This window comes from Mesorhizobium sp. B2-4-7 (assembly GCF_006442685.1).
Taxonomy (GTDB): Bacteria; Pseudomonadota; Alphaproteobacteria; order Rhizobiales; family Rhizobiaceae; genus Mesorhizobium.
Genome location: NZ_VFVH01000005.1, coordinates 178,314 through 194,614 on the forward strand (window position 1 = coordinate 178,314; position 16,301 = coordinate 194,614).

The 16,301-nt window shown below is 63.5% G+C and carries 17 protein-coding genes; 13 read left to right on the forward strand and 4 right to left on the reverse strand.

Going from position 1 to position 16,301, the window contains the following annotated elements; genetic code table 11:
- Positions 1-65: 65 nt before the first annotated feature.
- Positions 66-752 carry an FCD domain-containing protein gene (locus tag FJ946_RS16465; protein WP_224671538.1) on the reverse strand — a complete coding sequence of 229 codons (687 nt, stop codon included), beginning with the start codon at positions 750-752 and terminating at the stop codon, positions 66-68.
- Between the two features lie 272 nt (positions 753-1,024).
- Here FJ946_RS16465 and FJ946_RS16470 point away from each other — a divergent pair, with 272 nt between their 5' ends.
- From FJ946_RS16470 to FJ946_RS16495, 6 genes are all read left to right on the forward strand, one after another.
- A complete protein-coding gene (locus FJ946_RS16470) occupies positions 1,025-2,305 on the forward strand; it encodes a sugar ABC transporter substrate-binding protein (RefSeq protein WP_181167675.1) in 1,281 nt (426 codons plus the stop codon).
- A gap of 2 nt (positions 2,306-2,307) precedes the next feature.
- Positions 2,308-3,231 (forward strand): sugar ABC transporter permease, encoded by a 924-nt coding sequence (locus FJ946_RS16475; protein WP_224618856.1) that lies wholly within the window; start codon positions 2,308-2,310, stop codon positions 3,229-3,231.
- The gene (locus FJ946_RS16480; protein ID WP_140499370.1) at positions 3,228-4,106 is read left to right on the forward strand and encodes a carbohydrate ABC transporter permease; all 879 of its coding nucleotides are present in this window, start codon (positions 3,228-3,230) and stop codon (positions 4,104-4,106) included. Before FJ946_RS16475 ends, FJ946_RS16480 begins: the two co-directional genes overlap by 4 nt.
- A 106-nt stretch (positions 4,107-4,212) precedes the next feature.
- The gene (locus FJ946_RS16485; RefSeq protein ID WP_140565628.1) at positions 4,213-4,968 is read left to right on the forward strand and encodes a ribonuclease activity regulator RraA; all 756 of its coding nucleotides are present in this window, start codon (positions 4,213-4,215) and stop codon (positions 4,966-4,968) included.
- Between the two features lie 25 nt (positions 4,969-4,993).
- Positions 4,994-6,049, forward strand: a complete 1,056-nt coding sequence (ugpC, locus tag FJ946_RS16490; protein ID WP_140565624.1) for a sn-glycerol-3-phosphate ABC transporter ATP-binding protein UgpC — start codon at positions 4,994-4,996, stop codon at positions 6,047-6,049.
- Positions 6,050-6,358: 309 nt separating this feature from the next.
- Complete coding sequence (locus tag FJ946_RS16495; protein WP_140499366.1) at positions 6,359-6,565, forward strand: DUF6494 family protein; 207 nt, start codon at positions 6,359-6,361, stop codon at positions 6,563-6,565.
- A 27-nt stretch (positions 6,566-6,592) separates the two neighbouring features.
- On the opposite strand, the gene FJ946_RS16500 is transcribed toward FJ946_RS16495, so the two are convergent.
- A complete protein-coding gene (locus FJ946_RS16500) occupies positions 6,593-7,468 on the reverse strand; it encodes a helix-turn-helix transcriptional regulator (protein ID WP_140565621.1) in 876 nt (291 codons plus the stop codon).
- A gap of 95 nt (positions 7,469-7,563) precedes the next feature.
- On the opposite strand from FJ946_RS16500, the gene FJ946_RS16505 reads away from it, so the two are divergent.
- From FJ946_RS16505 to FJ946_RS16525, 5 genes are all read left to right on the forward strand, one after another.
- Positions 7,564-8,256, forward strand: coding sequence for an ABC transporter permease (locus FJ946_RS16505; protein WP_140565618.1), 693 nt, complete (start codon positions 7,564-7,566; stop codon positions 8,254-8,256).
- A gap of 2 nt (positions 8,257-8,258) precedes the next feature.
- On the forward strand, positions 8,259-8,981 hold the full coding sequence (locus FJ946_RS16510) for an ATP-binding cassette domain-containing protein (protein WP_140517407.1): 723 nt from the start codon (positions 8,259-8,261) through the stop codon (positions 8,979-8,981).
- 62 nt (positions 8,982-9,043) lie between these two features.
- On the forward strand, positions 9,044-9,829 hold the full coding sequence (locus tag FJ946_RS16515; RefSeq protein ID WP_224519050.1) for an extracellular solute-binding protein: 786 nt from the start codon (positions 9,044-9,046) through the stop codon (positions 9,827-9,829).
- A 42-nt stretch (positions 9,830-9,871) separates the two neighbouring features.
- Positions 9,872-10,999, forward strand: a complete 1,128-nt coding sequence (locus tag FJ946_RS16520) for a molybdopterin-binding protein (protein ID WP_140565616.1) — start codon at positions 9,872-9,874, stop codon at positions 10,997-10,999.
- A 14-nt stretch (positions 11,000-11,013) separates the two neighbouring features.
- Positions 11,014-12,963 carry a molybdopterin biosynthesis protein gene (locus FJ946_RS16525; protein ID WP_140521333.1) on the forward strand — a complete coding sequence of 650 codons (1,950 nt, stop codon included), beginning with the start codon at positions 11,014-11,016 and terminating at the stop codon, positions 12,961-12,963.
- On the opposite strand, the gene mobA is transcribed toward FJ946_RS16525, so the two are convergent.
- Both mobA and FJ946_RS16535 read right to left on the reverse strand, forming a co-directional pair.
- Positions 12,947-13,588, reverse strand: a complete 642-nt coding sequence (gene mobA, locus FJ946_RS16530) for a molybdenum cofactor guanylyltransferase MobA (protein WP_181167674.1) — start codon at positions 13,586-13,588, stop codon at positions 12,947-12,949. The two genes, FJ946_RS16525 and mobA, sit on opposite strands and share 17 nt — an antisense overlap.
- Positions 13,578-14,462 (reverse strand): formate dehydrogenase accessory sulfurtransferase FdhD, encoded by an 885-nt coding sequence (locus FJ946_RS16535; RefSeq protein ID WP_140499459.1) that lies wholly within the window; start codon positions 14,460-14,462, stop codon positions 13,578-13,580. The genes mobA and FJ946_RS16535 overlap by 11 nt, the downstream gene beginning before the upstream one ends.
- Before the next feature lie 150 nt (positions 14,463-14,612).
- Between FJ946_RS16535 and glp the strand changes: the two genes are divergently transcribed.
- Both glp and FJ946_RS16545 read left to right on the forward strand, forming a co-directional pair.
- A complete protein-coding gene (gene glp, locus FJ946_RS16540; protein WP_140565614.1) occupies positions 14,613-15,869 on the forward strand; it encodes a gephyrin-like molybdotransferase Glp in 1,257 nt (418 codons plus the stop codon).
- A 76-nt stretch (positions 15,870-15,945) separates the two neighbouring features.
- Complete coding sequence (locus FJ946_RS16545; RefSeq protein WP_224671395.1) at positions 15,946-16,197, forward strand: sulfurtransferase TusA family protein; 252 nt, start codon at positions 15,946-15,948, stop codon at positions 16,195-16,197.
- Positions 16,198-16,301 lie beyond the last annotated feature (104 nt).

Consider the following 16,301-nt stretch of genomic DNA (forward strand, 5'->3'; position numbering starts at 1 on the left):
GCGCGCAGCGGCGCGGCCAGCCCGATTGCTGGCTGCGCCGCTCGGGAGCATCGGCTGGCGATTTCTTATGGGGGCAGGCCAACGGCCGTGGTGATCTTCAGGTGCCGGCGCATCGCCTCTTCCGCCCGTTTTGCATCACGCGCCACGAGCGCCTCGTAGATCGCTCTGTGCATCTCAGTCGCCGAGGGCAGGGCATGAGGCACCTGGTTGCTGATGCGCCTGCTTGCCATCTGCCACCACCGGGAGGAGTACATGAAGCGGTCGAGGATCCTATTCTTGGCTGCCCGGCAAATCTCCATGTGGAAATCCAGGTCGAGTTTCAGATAGGCGTCCGCATTGTCTTCGCTGGCCGACATCGCTGCCAGCAGAGTGCCAAGACGCTCGAGGTTCTCTTTGGTCATATGCTTGGCCGCGATGGCGGTGATGGCCGGTTCGATGATTATCCGCGTTGCGTGTGCTTCCGCCAAGATCTCGCGGGTCTGCTCGGGCGGCAGCCAGTCGATAAGCAATGGACTGAGATAGTCCCATTCGTCTGCGGGACGCAGCACCACGCGTCGTCCCTGCGCGATCTCGATCATGTCGAGAGACGCCAGGATCTTGAGCGCTTCCCGTGCCACCGCGCGCGAAACCCCGAACTCCTGAAGGATCTGCTGCTCCGACGGTCCCTGGCCGCCGGCGACGCCGCTGCTGGCGATGCGGCGCGCGAGCACGCCGGCCACCTGCTTGGGCAAAGTTTGAAGCTTGACCTCCATGGCATCCATCATTAACATCCACTTGTCTGATAAGCTTATAGGCTGATAGCTAGATATGCAGTCAACTTATCTCATGGTGCTCAGTAGCCTATAACTCGGCCTGCGGGAAGGGAGGATCGAACGGTGCCCGGCGGGCTCGCAAGCGTCGTTCGGGACGTAGTCCAGGCAGTCTCGCTGCGGGAGGAGCAAGCCGCCGCGGATTTGCCGGAAAGGTTGAAGTTATCGGCCGACCCTTGGATGGGCCGACCAATCAAACCAAGGAGGAGATTATGATGTCCGCAAACCTATCGAGACGCAAATTCCTGGCCGCGAGCGCGGCAGTGACGGCCGGCTCGCTAGCCGCGCCATGGATCGCCAGGGCAGACGCGAACGAGATCACCGCACTGCTGATCACCGGCGGCCCGCTCTATCCCAAATACTGGGAAAAGATCGTTCAGGATTTCACCGCCAAGACCGGTATCAAGGTTCGCTACGACTTGCTGGAATTCACCCCGCTGACCGCGAAGGTGGTCACGTTGAGCGCAGCGCGATCGAGCCAATACGACGTCTATAGCACCCATACGGCGCAGATCGATTCCTACTTCAACCATTTTGCGCCGCTGAACAGCTATTTCAGCGACAGCGAACTCGCGGAATTCTACCCGGTCGCTGTCAAGTATCTGCGCGATCCCAAGACTGGAAATCTGGCGGCCATTCCGCGCAACATGGATTCGCGCGTCCAGTACTACCGCAGCGATATCTATCAGGAAAAAGGCCTGAAGCCGGCTGAGACCTGGGAGGAGCTCGTCGACGTCGGGCTGAAACTGACCGGCAATGGCCATTATGGGCTGGTCGTGCCGGGGCAGGGCGATCCAGCACAACGCACCTTCAGCGATCTGCTCTGGCAAGCCGGCGGCGATTGGGTGGACCAGGCCAACAAGCCGGCCTTCAATTCCGAAGCCGGCATCAAGGCCCTGACCTTCTATCGCGATCTCATCCAGAAGCACAAAATCGTGCCACCCGATGCGGTAGGCTATCAGTGGAACGAGAATTCGACCGAATTCTCGTCCGGCACGGTCTATGCGAATTTCGATTGGCCGGGCGCCTTCGCGACCCTATCGAATCCGGAGACCTCACGTGTCGTCGGCAAGTGGTCGACTGCGCCCTACGTCAAGGACAAGGCCGCGATTTCATGCGCCATTTCGCATGCCATGGCGCTCAACGGACAATCCGGACGCAAGGACGCCGCCGTCGAATTCATCAAGTATACGGTCGGTCCGGAGGCGCAGCGGTTGCAGTTCGACCAATTCACCAACTTTCCCAGCAGCCAGGCGATCGCCAAGGAAGTGATATCAGCGGCAAAGGGGCCTCAGGCAGTGTGGCTGCAGCAGCTCGAGACGACGATAGCCAACGGCAAGGAATGGCCGAAGCTAGCCGGCTTCTCGAAAGTCTGCACGCTGATGTTTTCGGCCATCGAACAGGCCTTGACCGACCAGGTCTCTCCCGCGGACTCGCTCAACCAGGCGGCGACGGAGGCTGAGGAGATCATGCGTCGGGCCGGAGCTTACGATTGACGATGCCGTCCGTCGCGCAGCATACGGTGTCGAGGCGTCGGCGACGTTCGCCGCTGCCCTACACCTGGCAGAGAGGATACCTTCTGGCCAGCCCGGCGCTCCTCGTCATGCTGGCCATCCTGCTCTATCCGCTCGGATACTCTTTCACCATGAGTTTCTTCCGCTGGGATCTGAGCGGTTCGGCGCCCTTCATCGGGATGGCAAATTACACCGACGAACTCTTCGGCCGCCAGTTCAACCAGGCACTGCGAAATCAGACCATATTCAGCATCATTTCGATCACGATTGAAGTGGTGGCTGGAATGGCGATCGCCGTGCTCGTCAATGGCAAATTGCGCGGCATGCGGCTCGCGCGCACCTTGCTCCTGGTGCCTCCGATGATCGCGCCCGCAGTGGTGGGCCTGAATTTCCGGTGGCTGTTCAACACCCAGTACGGCCTGGTCGACGCGCTGTTGCGCATGTTCAACCTGCCCGACATTCCATGGCTCAACCATCCGACCTGGGCGCTCGTCTCGGTGATCGTCGCCGATGTCTGGCAGAACACGCCGTTGATGGTGCTACTGTTCCTCGCCGGCCTGCAGTCCTTGCCGCAGGAACCGCTCGAGGCGGCCACCGTGGACGGCGCCACGCCATGGCAGCGCTTCTGGCATATCGTGCTGCCGCTGATGCGTCCGATCATCATGATCGCCCTGATGCTTCGCATCATCGACACGTTCCGGACCTTCGACGTCGTCTGGCTGATGACGCAGGGCGGGCCGGGCGGCGCCACCAACCTGCTCACCGTCTATTCCTACCTGCTGGCGTTTCAGGCGGTGGATTTCGGACATGCGGCGGCCGTCTCCTACATTGCTTTGGGGATGTCGCTGTTCGTGCTCGGGCTCCTCTACGGAATACCGTGGCTGATTGCGAAACGGAGAGCGATATGAGCGAAGCCGCAATCGTTAGCGCACGTCCCAGGCCAAAGCGCCGGCGCCGTCGATTTACGGTGGGAACCGCCGGCCAGTATATGGCGCTGGCCCTGACCGTCGCGTTCACCGTCTTTCCGCTGGTATGGCTGTTCCTAACGTCGATCCGCAGTTCGGCCGACATCTTCTCGGTGCCGGTGCACATCATTCCCGAGACCGCGACGCTAACACAATACGTCTCCGTTTTCGCGGAGTACGACACGATGGACTATGTCTGGAACACCGTCATCGTCTCGGCGGCGACGGTCATCCTCGTCCATCTGCTGGCCATTCCTTGCGCCTATGCCTTGTCGCGTTTCAGGATGCCGGGCGCCATGCTGATTTTCGGGATGCTTTTGATCATGCGCATGATCCCGGTCATAGCGCTTGCCATTCCGCTCTTTGCCGTGTTTGCCGCCATGGGCATTCTCGACACCATCTGGGCGCTGATCCTGAGCCATACGGCGGCCAAACTGCCTGTCGCCATCTGGCTGCTTCTGGGCTTCATCCAGGACGTGCCGAAAGAGATCGAGGAGGCTGCCCAGTCGGACGGCGCCGGCACGGTGCGCACGCTGGTCCAGATCGTGACGCCGCTGATTGCTCCTGGTATTGGCGCCAGCGCGGTCATCACCTTCCTCTTCACCTGGAACGACCTGCTGCTTGCCCTGACCCTGACCTCCAGCAAGGCCGCGCAGACTCTGCCGGTCGGGCTCACCAACTTCGTCTCGCAATTCGGCATCGACTGGGGCGCGATGTCGGCAGCCGGCGTCCTGATGGTCATCCCGACCCTGGTGTTTGTCTGGTTTGCCCAGGGGCTGCTGGTCAAGGGTCTCACCACCGGTGCCGTCCGCGGCTGAATGGCGGACATGCACCCAGAACGCTCGACGGCTTCGACGACGGGATACGCAACTGAGTGACGATCGGTGGGGTCAGGGACCTCGCCGCGCAATCGGAGGATACGGAATGGCAGCTGATCAGATACCGGCGATATCGGACATTTCGCGGCCGCCGAGACAATTGGTCGATGCGCTTGCGGCGATCGGCTCGGCGACGCTGGCCAGCGAACTCTACCACAAGATGGGCGTTCGCGACCCGCAGATACGGGGCCCGCGTCCATTGAGGCTGGGCCGCACGGCGGCGGGGCCTGCTCTCACGCTCCAGTGCATGCCGAAGCGCGAGGATCTCTACAACGAGACCGAATATGAGGAGCCGGAGCGGCAGTTACACCGTCACGTGCTCTATCCCACGCAGCCGGGCGACATGGTGGTGGTCGATGCGCGCGGCGATCTGGGAAGCGGCATCTTCGGCGAGATGATGCTGACCTATTTCGCCGGGCGCGGCGGGGCCGGCGTGGTTGTCGACGGCTGCATCCGCGATTCCGCCCAGGCGGCGGCTTTGGACATCGGCATCTGGGTGAGGGACGTCACGCCGAATTTCCACGCCCAAACCAACATCGTGCCGTTCGCCGTCAACGTTCCCATCGCCTGCTCGAACGTGCTGGTCATCCCTGGCGATATCATCGTCGCCGACGATGACGGCGTGGTCGTCGTGCCGGTCGCCCTTGCTCCAAAATTGGTCGAGCTCGCCGGCGCGCATATTGAGTGGGAAGAGTTTTCGCGCTCGCGCCTGGCGCAAGGGGGAGACCTGCGGAAATACTATCCGTTGAGCCCCGAGGGCGAGGCCGAATACCGAGCATGGCGGCATGCTCAACAAAAATGAGTGGTGCCGGACGGGAGGACAATAGGTGTCTGCAATTGAGATAGAACAGCTCGGCAAGAGCTTCGGCGCCGTGGAAGTTTTGCGCGATGTCAATATCGAGATCGCCAGTGGCGAGTTCGTGGTGCTGGTCGGTCCGTCAGGCTGCGGCAAGTCAACGCTGCTACGCATGATCGCCGGGCTGGAAGAGCAGACGACCGGCGAGATCCGCATCGGCGGGCGTGTCGTCGACGAGATGCCGGCCAAGTCGCGCGACATAGCCATGGTCTTCCAGAGCTACGCGCTCTATCCGCATATGAGCGTGGCCGACAATATGAGCTTCGCGCTTCGACTGGCGAAGGTCCCTAGGGAAGAGATTGTCTCGAGGGTCAAGGCGGCGGCCGAAATCCTTGGCCTGCAGGATCTGCTTGGCCGCATGCCGCGGCAGTTGTCCGGCGGCCAGCGCCAACGTGTCGCCATGGGCCGCGCCATCGTGCGCGATCCAGCCGCTTTCCTGTTTGATGAGCCGCTCAGCAACCTCGATGCCAAGTTGCGTGTCAAGATGCGCGCCGAAATCAAGAAGCTTCACCAACGGCTCGGCCGAACAAGCATCTATGTCACGCATGACCAGACCGAGGCGATGACGCTCGCCGACCGCATCGTGGTGTTGAACAAAGGCCGGATCGAACAGATCGGCCGCCCCTCCGAGCTCTACGAGAACCCAGTCAATCTGTTCGTCGCAAGCTTTATCGGCTCGCCGGAAATGAACCTGATCGAGGGCCGCATCGACAACGGCGCATTCGTCGCCGATCAGGGCTTGCGCTTACCCTTGCCGGCGGATGCTCGGATGGGCGACAAGGATGGGGTAGTTTATGGGATTCGTCCGCAGCACATTTCGGTTGGTGGCAACCACTCTCAGGCGAGGGTGCAAGTGGTCGAGCCGACCGGTGAGGCCCAGGAGCTTACATTAAGTGCAGGTGGAGTCGACCTCGTGGCCGAGGTGCGGGATCAGCCGCCCTTCAAACTTGATCAAGAGGTTGGGTTGGAGATCATGGTATCCAAGGTGCATCTGTTCGATGCTCGTAGTGGTACCAGGATTGCTTAGGGCGCGCTGACGGGCGAAAAACAGCCCATCCCATCATGCCCTTCATCAGTTGCCACTTGCTGCGAAACCACCGGTGATCGCCGTTTGCCCATCGGCCGTCACGGCAATCGCCCGCGGCGCTCCGGCATGACCAGGAATCTCGGCACCACGCGTTGTTACGCCACAGAGGAACGGACCGCGTCAGACATAGTGCGAGCGTCGTCCTCATTGCACCCCGGGCCATTCCGTGCTCCGTTGGCGCAGCGCCGCCGTTGCGGGCACCAAGCTTGCCGGACCGGCCATATCGTCCACACCGTTCGAGGCAATCATATGACCCAGAATATGGAAACCGATCCCTTCAACGTCTCCATGCGCAAGTTCCTGAAGCAGGTCGGCGTGACTTCGCAGCAGGCAATCGAGAAAGCCGTGGCGGAGAAGGGCCTGAAAGGACAGGGCCGACTGACCGTGAGGGCCGTCATCACCTCGGAGCCGGCAGGCTTGCGCCATGTCGTGGAGGGCGAGATCGATCTTGGATGAGAGCTGCGGCTTGATCGGGGTCGGCTGCTACTTGAAGAACCGTATCTGCCCGGCGGGCGATGGATCGTATCCGCCAAGCTCGGCGGCGCGGCTGGCGAAGATTTCCTGCCCTAGCAAACGCAGGAGCGCCTGGATCGGTTGCTGGAAGTAGGTCCGCTGCCGCATCAGGAGATCGAAGCTTTCCCAGGCCAATGGAACGAAATCGAGGCCAGCGGCGCGGGCGGCCGCGCGCGTGGCAATTCCGCAATCGGCCCTACCAATGCGCACGGCAGCCGCGAGATCGGGTCCGGTCAGGCAGGGCGGCTCCAACCGATTGACGTCGTCCTTTTTCGCGCCGGAGTCCGCCAGCAATTGCGTGAGCAGCATGTCCGCGCCTGCGCCGCGTTGACGAACCGCGATGCGTGCGCCGGTCGCAAGTACGTCGGTCAGGTTGTTGAGCGATTTTGGATTGCCTGGCGCGAGCAGCAGGCCTTGCTCGCGGCGGGCGAATCCGACCAGCACCGCATCATAAAGCCGCGGCCTAGTCGCAATCGCGGCGACATTCGGGTCCGGGTCGGGGCTGTGGAAATGAATCGCGGCGACAGACACCTCGCCGCGCAGCAGGCGTGTCACGCCGGCTTCCGTGCCTTCCGTCAGAAAGGCCAGGCCGGAGGCTGATTGGCGGAGAGCCCATTCGAGCAGGTCGTCCTGGCTGCCACCGACGATCGGCGGCGGCTCGGATTGCGTCATTCCTGCAGGCCGGATCAACCCCGACATGACCCAACGGTCGAGTTCATGCCGAGGAAACAGCCACTTGCCCGCCACCTTGCTGCACGGGACACGCTCCTCCGCAATCAGCTCATAAAGCTTGCGCTCACCAATGCGCAGATAGTCGGCGGCTTCGGACGTCGTCAGCAAATCCATCCTGCACTGATATGCATATTCCTGTTCAGGTTCAAGGATTTGACAGTGACGGAGGAGTTGCAGGACATTGACACGGGACAGGACTGCGAGGAGCAATGTCGGAAGGGCTAGGCGCATGGCAACTGATCGCGAGCGGCGACGCCACGCTGTTTGCCATCGTGCGCCTGTCGCTCGCCGTGAGCCTTTTGGCTGTCGCGATCGCCATGATCGCCGGCCTTCCGCTGGGCGCAATTATCGCGCTGGTGCGCTTTCCCGGTCGTTCGGCGATCGTCGTGCTGCTGAACGGTTTCATGGGCCTGCCGCCGGTGGTGGTCGGGCTGACGGTCTATCTGCTGCTATCGCGATCCGGGCCGCTGGGTGAATTCGGCCTCTTGTTCACACCCGCCGCCATGGTCATCGCACAGGCGCTATTGGTGCTGCCCATCATTGCCGCGCTGACTCGCCAGACGGTCGAGGATCTGTGGCGCGAGTACCGTGAGGAACTGACTGCGATGCAGGTCGGGCCGGCGAGCCTGGTCGCCACGCTTTTGTGGGACGGCCGCTTCAGCCTCGTCACGGCTCTGCTCGCGGGTTTCGGCAGGGCGGCGGCCGAGGTCGGCACCGTGATGATCGTCGGCGGCAACATTGATGGCTTCACCCGCACCATGACGACGGCAATCGCACTTGAAACCTCGAAGGGAAATCTGCCGCTCGCCATGGGGCTCGGCCTGATGCTGATTTTCCTCATCTTGCTGATCAACGCCGCCGCCTGGGGCGTGCGAGTTTGGTCCGAGCAACGGGCTGGTTAGGGATGCGGGCTGCTCAGAGCGATCTTCCACTTGTCTTCGATGACGTGTCGCTGGTCGCCGGTGCGACGACCATCCTGGACCGGGTGAACCTGACAATCGGGCCGCGCGCGCCGACTCTGGTCGTCGGCCCGAACGGGTCGGGCAAAACCTCCCTGCTGCGGCTCTGCATGGGGCTTGTTGCACCTTCTGCTGGAACCCTGACTTGGGGGGGACGAACGTTTTCCCCGCCGACACGGCGTGCAATCCTGTTCCAGAAGCCGGTGATGCTGCGCCGCTCGACGGCCGCGAATGTCGCCTATGCACTGGCTCAAGCCGGCTGTCCGCGTCGGCTCCGGGCCCCGCGCGTGGAGGAACTGCTCGAGCGCGTCGGTCTTCTCGATCTCGCGGCACGTCCGGCACGGCATCTCTCCGGTGGCGAGCAGCAGCGGCTGGCCCTCGCCCGGGCCCTGGCGCGCCAGCCCGAAATCCTGCTGCTCGACGAGCCGACAGCCAGCCTCGATCCGGCGGCGACGCGTTTTGTCGAGCAGATCATCATCACGGCTGCCCAATCGGGCACGAAAATCATCATGGCGTCGCACCATCTCGGCCAAGTGCGCAGGATCGCGGCAGACGTCGTCTTTCTGCTCCGGGGGCGCGTTTGCGAGCATGCCGACGCCGACGACTTCCTTGACCGCCCCGCGACCCCGCAAGCCGCTGCCTTCGTGCGCGGCGAGCTCGTGCTTTGATCAACTGGACCGAGATTGAGATGCTGACCCGCCGAATATTCTCTGCGCTTGTGGTGCTTCTGATGCTAGCAGGCGGCGCGCCTGCCCAGGACCAGTCGATAGTCGTGGCGTCGACGACCTCGACCCAGGATTCCGGCCTGTTCGATCACATCCTGCCGCTGTTCGAGAAGAAAACCGGCATCGGCGTGAAGATTGTCGCTCAGGGCACCGGTCAGGCGCTCGACACCGGTCGGCGTGGCGATGCCGACGTGGTCTTCGTCCATGCCAAGGCGCAGGAGGAGAAGTTCATCGAGGAAGGCTTCGGGGTGAAGCGCTTCGACGTGATGTACAACGACTTCGTCCTCGTTGGCCCCAAGAGCGACCCGGCGGGCGTCAGCGGGACCAAGGACATCGCAGCCGCGCTGATCGCCATCAAAGCCAAGAAGGCGGCCTTCGTGTCGCGTGGTGACAGGTCCGGCACCCATTCGGCCGAATTGGGTCTGTGGAAGACGGCCGGCATCGACATCGAGGCGGCCAGGGGCCCGTGGTACAAGGAGATCGGGCAGGGCATGGGGGCGGCGCTCAACGCCGCGGCAGCCATGAACGCCTATACGCTTTCCGATCGTGGCACTTGGCTGTCATTCAAGAATCGTGGCGAGTTGGACATCGCCGTCGAGGGTGACAAGCGGCTGTTCAATCAGTATGGCGTGATGCTGGTGAATCCTCACAAGCATCCAAGCGTCAAAGTGGAGGCCGGCCAGCGCTTCATCGATTGGCTGATTTCTCCGGAAGGCCAGAAGGCGATCGGAGAGTACAAGATCGACGGCCAGCAGCTCTTCTTCCCGAACGCGCAGCGCGGGCGTTCCTGAAGCTGGTTGCAAACAGGCTCGCGTCTGCTTCAATATCGCGCCATGACGAGAACGTTTTCTTCGACGGGCCCGCTGACTCCCCTGGAAGCGGCGCTCGACGCGCTGCTCGATGGTGTAATGCCCGTCACCCCCCGCTTGGTGCCGCCTGAACAAGCCTTGGGCTATGTCGCTGCCGGGATGCCGCCTGTCGTGCCGGCTCAGCCTGTGCGAGACATCGCTGCCGTCGACGGCTGGGCGTGTCGCGCCCTCGACCTCATGGGGGCATCAGCCTATTCGCCCTTAGTTTTGCCGGTCGCGCCGATCTGGGTCGAGACGGGTGAGGCCATGCCTGAAGATCGCGACTGTGTGCTGCAGGCCGGCCTCGTCGATTGCAGTGGACCGATGATCCAAGCAGCAGCTGAAGCGGTGCCCGGTCAGGGTGTGCGCCGGGCGGGCGAGGATATGGCGGCGGCCCGCCCGCCAATGCTTGAGGGAAAGGCGATCGGCGTCGCCGACCTGCTGGTCGCCCGCAAAGTGGGACTGAGCCAGCTTGCCATACGGAGCCCGCGCGTGCGCGTGATCGATGTCGCTGCCGACAGCCACGAGACATTCTCCATGCGGCTCGTGGTCGAGAGCCTGAGTGCCTCGGGCGTTTCGATCGTCGGTATAGAGACCGTAGAGCGCGACGCGGCATCGATCATTGTCGCTCTTGACGGCGAGGCCTGCGATTTTCTGCTCCTGATCGGCGGTACTGGTGACGGCCACGCCGACGTGACCGCCGAGGCTCTGGCGCGGCGCGGGGTGTTGATTGGGCACGGCATTGCCTTACGGCCCGGGGGGACAACGGCAATAGGCCGGCTCGGCAAGACACCGGTGGTCGCATTGGCCGGATCGCCGCACCAAGCTTTCGCCGGGTTCCTTGCGCTTGTCCAGCCAGTCCTGGACCGCCTGTCGGGCAGATCTGAACGGCCCGGCATCATCTTGCCGCTCTCGCGGAAAATCTCATCCGCGGTCGGACTTTACGAGCTCGTTCTGCTCGGGAAGGAAAGGGACATGTGGACGCCGCTCGCGGTCGGCGACTTTTCGCTGGACGCGATGCGGCTTGCCGACGCCTGGCTTGCGGTCCCGGGCGATAGCGAAGGGTATGCCGCCGGTACGCCCGTCTCCGCCTTTCCGCTCCGCAACTTTTGATCGAGTGAGCCGCTATGACGAATTCTCCATCATCGGCCCGGCAGAACAGCGGGCAGGAGCAGTTCCTGACGATATTGTCGCGCGAAGCTGCGCTGGCTCGCTTCGAGGCAGCGCTGTTTCCCCGCCCGTTGCCGACCGAGACGCGGACGCTGGCCGACGCGCTCGGGCTGGTTCTTGCCGAGGACGTGGCGGCGCCGGTCGACGTGCCGCCCTTCGACCGCTCCAATGTCGATGGCTTCGCGGTACGTGCGGCCGATCTGGCTGCCGCCTCTGAAACCCGTCCCGTTCGGCTTGAGCTGAATGCGGAAGCGATTGCCTGCGGCACGGTTCCGCAACTCCCCGTTCTGACCGGAACCGCCACGCCCATCGCAACCGGCGGGCCGCTGCCGCGTGGCGCGGACGCCATCATCATGGTGGAGCATACGCATCCGGTGGGATTGAGTGCCATCGAGGTGGGGCGCGGCATCTCGCCCGGCCAGTTTGTCTCCAATGCAGGATCCGACATGGCGCGAGGAGAGGTCGTGCTGCGCACCGGAACGCAAATCGGCTCGCGCGAAATCGGCATGCTCGCCGCGTGCGGAATCGCACAAGTGGCCGTGGCGCGCAGGCCACGCGTGGCCGTGCTCTCCACTGGCGATGAACTCGTTCAGCCGGGCGAGCCGCTGCGGGCGGCCGGCATCTATGACGCCAACGGGCCGATCATCGCTGCGGCTGTCACTGAAAATGGCGGCGAAGCGCATTTTCTCGGCGCCTTCCCGGACGACGAGGCAACGCTTGAGACGGCTATGCGCGAGGCGCTCGCCGCCCACGACGTAATGATCCTGTCGGGCGGCACGTCCAAAGGGGCAGGGGATGTCACGCATCGCATTATCGGCCGACTGGGCAAACCCGGCATCATCGCCCACGGCGTGGCGCTGAAGCCCGGAAAGCCGCTTTGCCTTGCGGTGTGCGGGGGCAAGCCGGTCATCGTCCTGCCGGGATTTCCGACCTCGGCCATGTTCACCTTCCATGACATGGTGGTACCCGCCCTGCGGCGCATGGCGGGGCTGCCGCCGCGCGTCGATGCTCAGGTCACCGCAAGCCTTCCGTTGCGGGTTCCTTCAGAACTCGGACGGACCGAATTCGCGATGGTCTCCCTTGTGCAAGGGCAGGGAGGATTGACGGCCTATCCGACTGGTAAGGGCTCGGGAGCGATAACATCCTTTACCCAGGCGGATGGCTTCATCCGCATCGAGGCCCTGGCCGATCACGTGCCTGCCGGTGCCGACGTGCCGGTGACGCTGTTCACGCCGCGGGTCCGCGTTCCCGACCTCGTCGTCATCGGCAGTCATTGCGTCGGCCTCGATCTGGTCGTTGGCGAACTTTCGCGTCGCGGTATTTCGGTGCGCTCGCTGTCTGTGGGAAGCCTGGGCGGTCTTGCGGCGGCCAAGCGCGGCGAGTGCGATCTCGCTCCCATCCATCTCTTCGACCCGAAGACGCGGAACTACAACGCGCCCTTCCTCGGTGACGGTCTCGAACTCGTGCCAGGCTGGCGCCGCATGCAAGGTTTGGTGTTCCGCCGAGGGGACGAGCGCTTCGAGGGCCTCGGCGCGGAGGATGCGGTCCGTGCCGCGCTCGCCGATCCCGATTGCATGATGGTCAACCGCAACCAAGGCTCGGGAACGCGTATCCTGATCGACCAACTCCTCGGCGCGGAACGCCCGGACGGCTACTGGAACCAGCCGCGCACACACAATGCCGTGGCCGCGGCTGTGGCACAGAAGCGCGCTGACTGGGGCGTCACCATTGCGCCGGTCGCGCGTGCGGCCGGGCTCGGTCTTATCCCGTTGACCGAAGAGCACTACGACTTCGCGCTGGTTTGCGCGCGAAAGGATCGGCCCGCGGTGCACGCGTTCCTCGAAGTCCTCCAGGCCGACGAGGTGCATTCGGCGCTGGAGCGCGCGGGGTTCAGCCGGCCGGGTTAGCGGCAAGCAACGCGGCCAGCCGCTCGGCTTCGGCGAGGTCCTCGACTGTGTTGGCGTTGAAGAACGGGTCCACCGGCTCTGCCGGCCAGGATACGGTGGCAAGGCCGTAGCGACTGGTCCACCGGTCGATCTTGCGCAGGCTCTCGTTGGTCAACGCATGCCGCAATTCGTCCCGCAGGGCGACTTTCCAGAGCCCGATGACCGGATGCGCCTGACCACCGGATGCCGCCACCGCCAAATCCGCCCCCTCGGTCATGCGCGCCCGCTGGAGGCGTGCAACGAGGTCGCGCGGCAGGAAAGGACAATCACCGGCGGCGCTGACCACCCACTCGACGTCGGGCCTGTTGTCCGCCGTCCAATCGAGCGCGGCGAGCATGCCGGCGAGCGGCCCCGGATAACCCTCGATCGTGTCGGCGACGACGGGCAGGCCAAAACGGGCGAAACGAACGGGGTCGCCATTGGCACTAAGCACGAGCCCGTCGCATTGAGGTCCTAGCCGTTCGATGACATGCTCGAGCATCGTGCGTCCGCCGATCACGCGCGTCGGCTTGTCCCCGCCGCCCATGCGCCGACCCAGACCGCCGGCGAGCACGACGCCCAGCGTCATGGGCCGCTCAGTCGTCATGCTCGGCACCCTTGCGGCGGTGGCGCGGCGCTTCCTCATCGACCGAAGCGATATCCTGGTCGAAGACGATCCGCTCCTGGCCCGAAAGTGCGGTGAAGCGCTTGCCGCGCGCCCGGCCGACCAGCGTCAGCCCCACTTGGCGGGCCAGCGCCACACCCCAGGCGGTGAAGCCGGAACGCGAAACCAGGATGGGAATGCCCATCCGAACCGTCTTGATCGTCATCTCGGAGGTCAGCCGCCCGGTCGTGTACATGATCTTGTCCCCCGGATCGATGGCGTGGCGGTACATCCAGCCGGCGATCTTGTCGACAGCGTTATGGCGGCCGACGTCTTCCATATAGCAGATTGGCGTGCCCTTCCTGCAAAGGACGCAGCCATGGATGGCGCCTGCTTCCAGATAGAGCGACGGCGTGGTGTTGATTTTGTGCGTCAGCTCGTAGAGCCAGGAGGTGCGAAGCTCAGCGGGCGGGAGCGTGATGTCCTCGATCGCCTCCAGCACGTCGCCGAAGGCAGTGCCTTGGGCGCAACCCGAAGTCTGCGTTCGCTTTCTGAGCTTCTGCTCGTAGTCGGTGTTGCGCTCGGTGCGAACGACCACGACCTGGAGGTCCTCGTCATACTCGACGTCCGTCACCACATCGGTGGGCAGAAGCATGTTCTGGTTCAGCAGATAGCCGAGCGCAAGATATTCAGGGTAGTCGTTGACCGTCATCATCGTGACGATCTCCTGAGCGTTGAGATAGAGCGTCAGGGCACGTTCGATCGGTACGCGGACCTCTACCGCCGCGCCTGTATGGTCGACGCCCGCAACCAGCTCCGTCAGCCGTTGGTCTTGCGGATCGGGTGTGATGATAGCGTGTTCCGGTTGGCGTAGCATCAAAGGCATGGCAGTCTCCTGACGTCGTATTCTGGCTCGCGCCTGCGCTAGCTTGCCGTATCTTACAGGCTGTTCAACCGAAGCTGATTAAAAAAAGCCGGATTGATGCGATTACGAAGAAGCCGACACGCTCGTAGAGTGGGAATATAAATGGCGCAAATCTCGGATGACTGCTTCGCTTTCGGCGGACAGATGCGGCCCATCGACGAGACTGCCGCGCTGATCGCCTCGAAACTCAGCGCCGTAGAGGAGGTCGAGACGGTCCCGCTCTTGCTGGCGGATGGGCGCGTCCTGGCAAAAGAGATGGTGGCATCGCTGGCGCTGCCGCCCTTCACCAATTCCGCGGTCGACGGCTACGCCGTGCGAGGGGCAGATCTGCCGCAGACCGTCGAGACGGCATTCGCCGTTGCCGGGAGGGTTCAGGCCGGCATGGCGGCGAATGAACCTGTGCGGCCGGGCCAGACGGTACGCATCTTCACTGGCGCTCCAATGCCCGACGGGGCCGACACGGTGTTCATGCAGGAAGACGTGAGCATCGACGGCTCCGGCAGGATCCTTCTCCCGCCCGGCCTGAAAAAGGGTGCCAATGTGCGCCCTGCGGGTGAAGATGTCGCATTGGGCGAGACCGTCCTCCCGGCGGGCCATCGGATGCGGCCGCAAGATATCGCGCTCGCCGCCGCATTGGGGTTCACGGAACTCCAGGTTAGGCGCAGGATACGCGTCGCAGTGTTCTCGACCGGAGACGAAATCGTCGCGCCGGGAGACATGCGCGGACAGGCGCAGCTTTTCGACTCCAACCGTTTCATGCTGACGGCGATGCTCGCTCGACTCTGCTGCGACATCACCGATCTCGGTATCCTCGTGGACGATAGTAGCCTGATCGCTGAAAAGCTGAGCGAAGCGGCATTGAGCCATGACCTGATCCTGACTTCGGGCGGTGTGTCGACGGGCGAGGCAGATTGCGTGAAGGCCGCCGTCGAGAGTGCCGGAACCCTGGTGTTCTGGCGCGTCGCGATCAAGCCGGGCCGGCCGGTCGCCATGGGGGTGATCGATGGAACCCCGCTGATCGGACTTCCTGGCAATCCGGTGGCGAGCTTCGTCACCTTCGCGCATATTGCCCGCCCGGCAATCCTCGCCCTTGCGGGGGCCCTCCAGCAACCACCGACCCCGATCGCTATGCGGGCCGCCTTTTCCTATAGCAAAAAGCAGGGACGGCGCGAGTATGTGCGAGCAAGCGTACGCGCGGCCGCGGATGGATGCTACGAAGCGACGAAGTTTCCCAGGGAAGGCGCAGGACTGTTGTCATCCCTGGTCGCGACCGACGGTCTCGTCGAGTTGGGAGAGGAGATAGTCCGTGTCGAGCCAGGTCACACGGTCCAGTTCCTCCCCTATTCCAGTCTTATGTGAGCGCCGTCGGATCGCGTCCTCGAAACGAGAGCCGCAACCCAGGCTCGATTGACGCGGCCAGGTCCCGTCGGGCATCATGCCGACCATGATAACCACGGCGAAGCTGGATCTGACCGGGCTTAAGTGCCCTTTGCCCGCGCTCAAGACCCGCAAGGCGTTGAAAGCCTTGAGGCCAGGCGAGCGGCTCGAGGTTCACTGCACGGACCCGCTGGCGGTCATCGATATCCCCAATCTGCTCAACGAGATGGGCGAGCGACTTGAAGCGACGGAGCGCGACGGCGATCGCGTCGTGTTCATGATCGAAAAGACGCAGCCCGCGACGATGTGACGAGTTGCACCCCGTCGGCGGCGGCCCCAAGATTTGCGAGGCAATGCTTGCGCTGGTCGTGCAGGGGACATGTCGTGCCTCATAGTCGACATCCTGGTCCGCGG

Excerpts from the sequence above, each read along its gene's own strand:
- FJ946_RS16515 (WP_224519050.1), top strand. The coding sequence starts at position 9,044 with ATGCTAGCAGGCGGCGCGCCTGCCCAGGACCAGTCGATAGTCGTGGCG.
- mobA (WP_181167674.1), bottom strand. The coding sequence starts at position 13,588 with ATGACGACTGAGCGGCCCATGACGCTGGGCGTCGTGCTCGCCGGCGGT.
- FJ946_RS16465 (WP_224671538.1), bottom strand. The coding sequence starts at position 752 with ATGGAGGTCAAGCTTCAAACTTTGCCCAAGCAGGTGGCCGGCGTGCTC.
- FJ946_RS16545 (WP_224671395.1), top strand. The coding sequence starts at position 15,946 with ATGCCGACCATGATAACCACGGCGAAGCTGGATCTGACCGGGCTTAAG.
- FJ946_RS16500 (WP_140565621.1), bottom strand. The coding sequence starts at position 7,468 with ATGGATTTGCTGACGACGTCCGAAGCCGCCGACTATCTGCGCATTGGT.
- FJ946_RS16485 (WP_140565628.1), top strand. The coding sequence starts at position 4,213 with ATGGCAGCTGATCAGATACCGGCGATATCGGACATTTCGCGGCCGCCG.
- glp (WP_140565614.1), top strand. The coding sequence starts at position 14,613 with ATGGCGCAAATCTCGGATGACTGCTTCGCTTTCGGCGGACAGATGCGG.
- FJ946_RS16480 (WP_140499370.1), top strand. The coding sequence starts at position 3,228 with ATGAGCGAAGCCGCAATCGTTAGCGCACGTCCCAGGCCAAAGCGCCGG.
- FJ946_RS16510 (WP_140517407.1), top strand. The coding sequence starts at position 8,259 with ATGCGGGCTGCTCAGAGCGATCTTCCACTTGTCTTCGATGACGTGTCG.
- FJ946_RS16505 (WP_140565618.1), top strand. The coding sequence starts at position 7,564 with ATGTCGGAAGGGCTAGGCGCATGGCAACTGATCGCGAGCGGCGACGCC.
- FJ946_RS16535 (WP_140499459.1), bottom strand. The coding sequence starts at position 14,462 with ATGCTACGCCAACCGGAACACGCTATCATCACACCCGATCCGCAAGAC.
- FJ946_RS16525 (WP_140521333.1), top strand. The coding sequence starts at position 11,014 with ATGACGAATTCTCCATCATCGGCCCGGCAGAACAGCGGGCAGGAGCAG.
- FJ946_RS16470 (WP_181167675.1), top strand. The coding sequence starts at position 1,025 with ATGTCCGCAAACCTATCGAGACGCAAATTCCTGGCCGCGAGCGCGGCA.
- FJ946_RS16495 (WP_140499366.1), top strand. The coding sequence starts at position 6,359 with ATGACCCAGAATATGGAAACCGATCCCTTCAACGTCTCCATGCGCAAG.
- FJ946_RS16475 (WP_224618856.1), top strand. The coding sequence starts at position 2,308 with ATGCCGTCCGTCGCGCAGCATACGGTGTCGAGGCGTCGGCGACGTTCG.
- FJ946_RS16520 (WP_140565616.1), top strand. The coding sequence starts at position 9,872 with ATGACGAGAACGTTTTCTTCGACGGGCCCGCTGACTCCCCTGGAAGCG.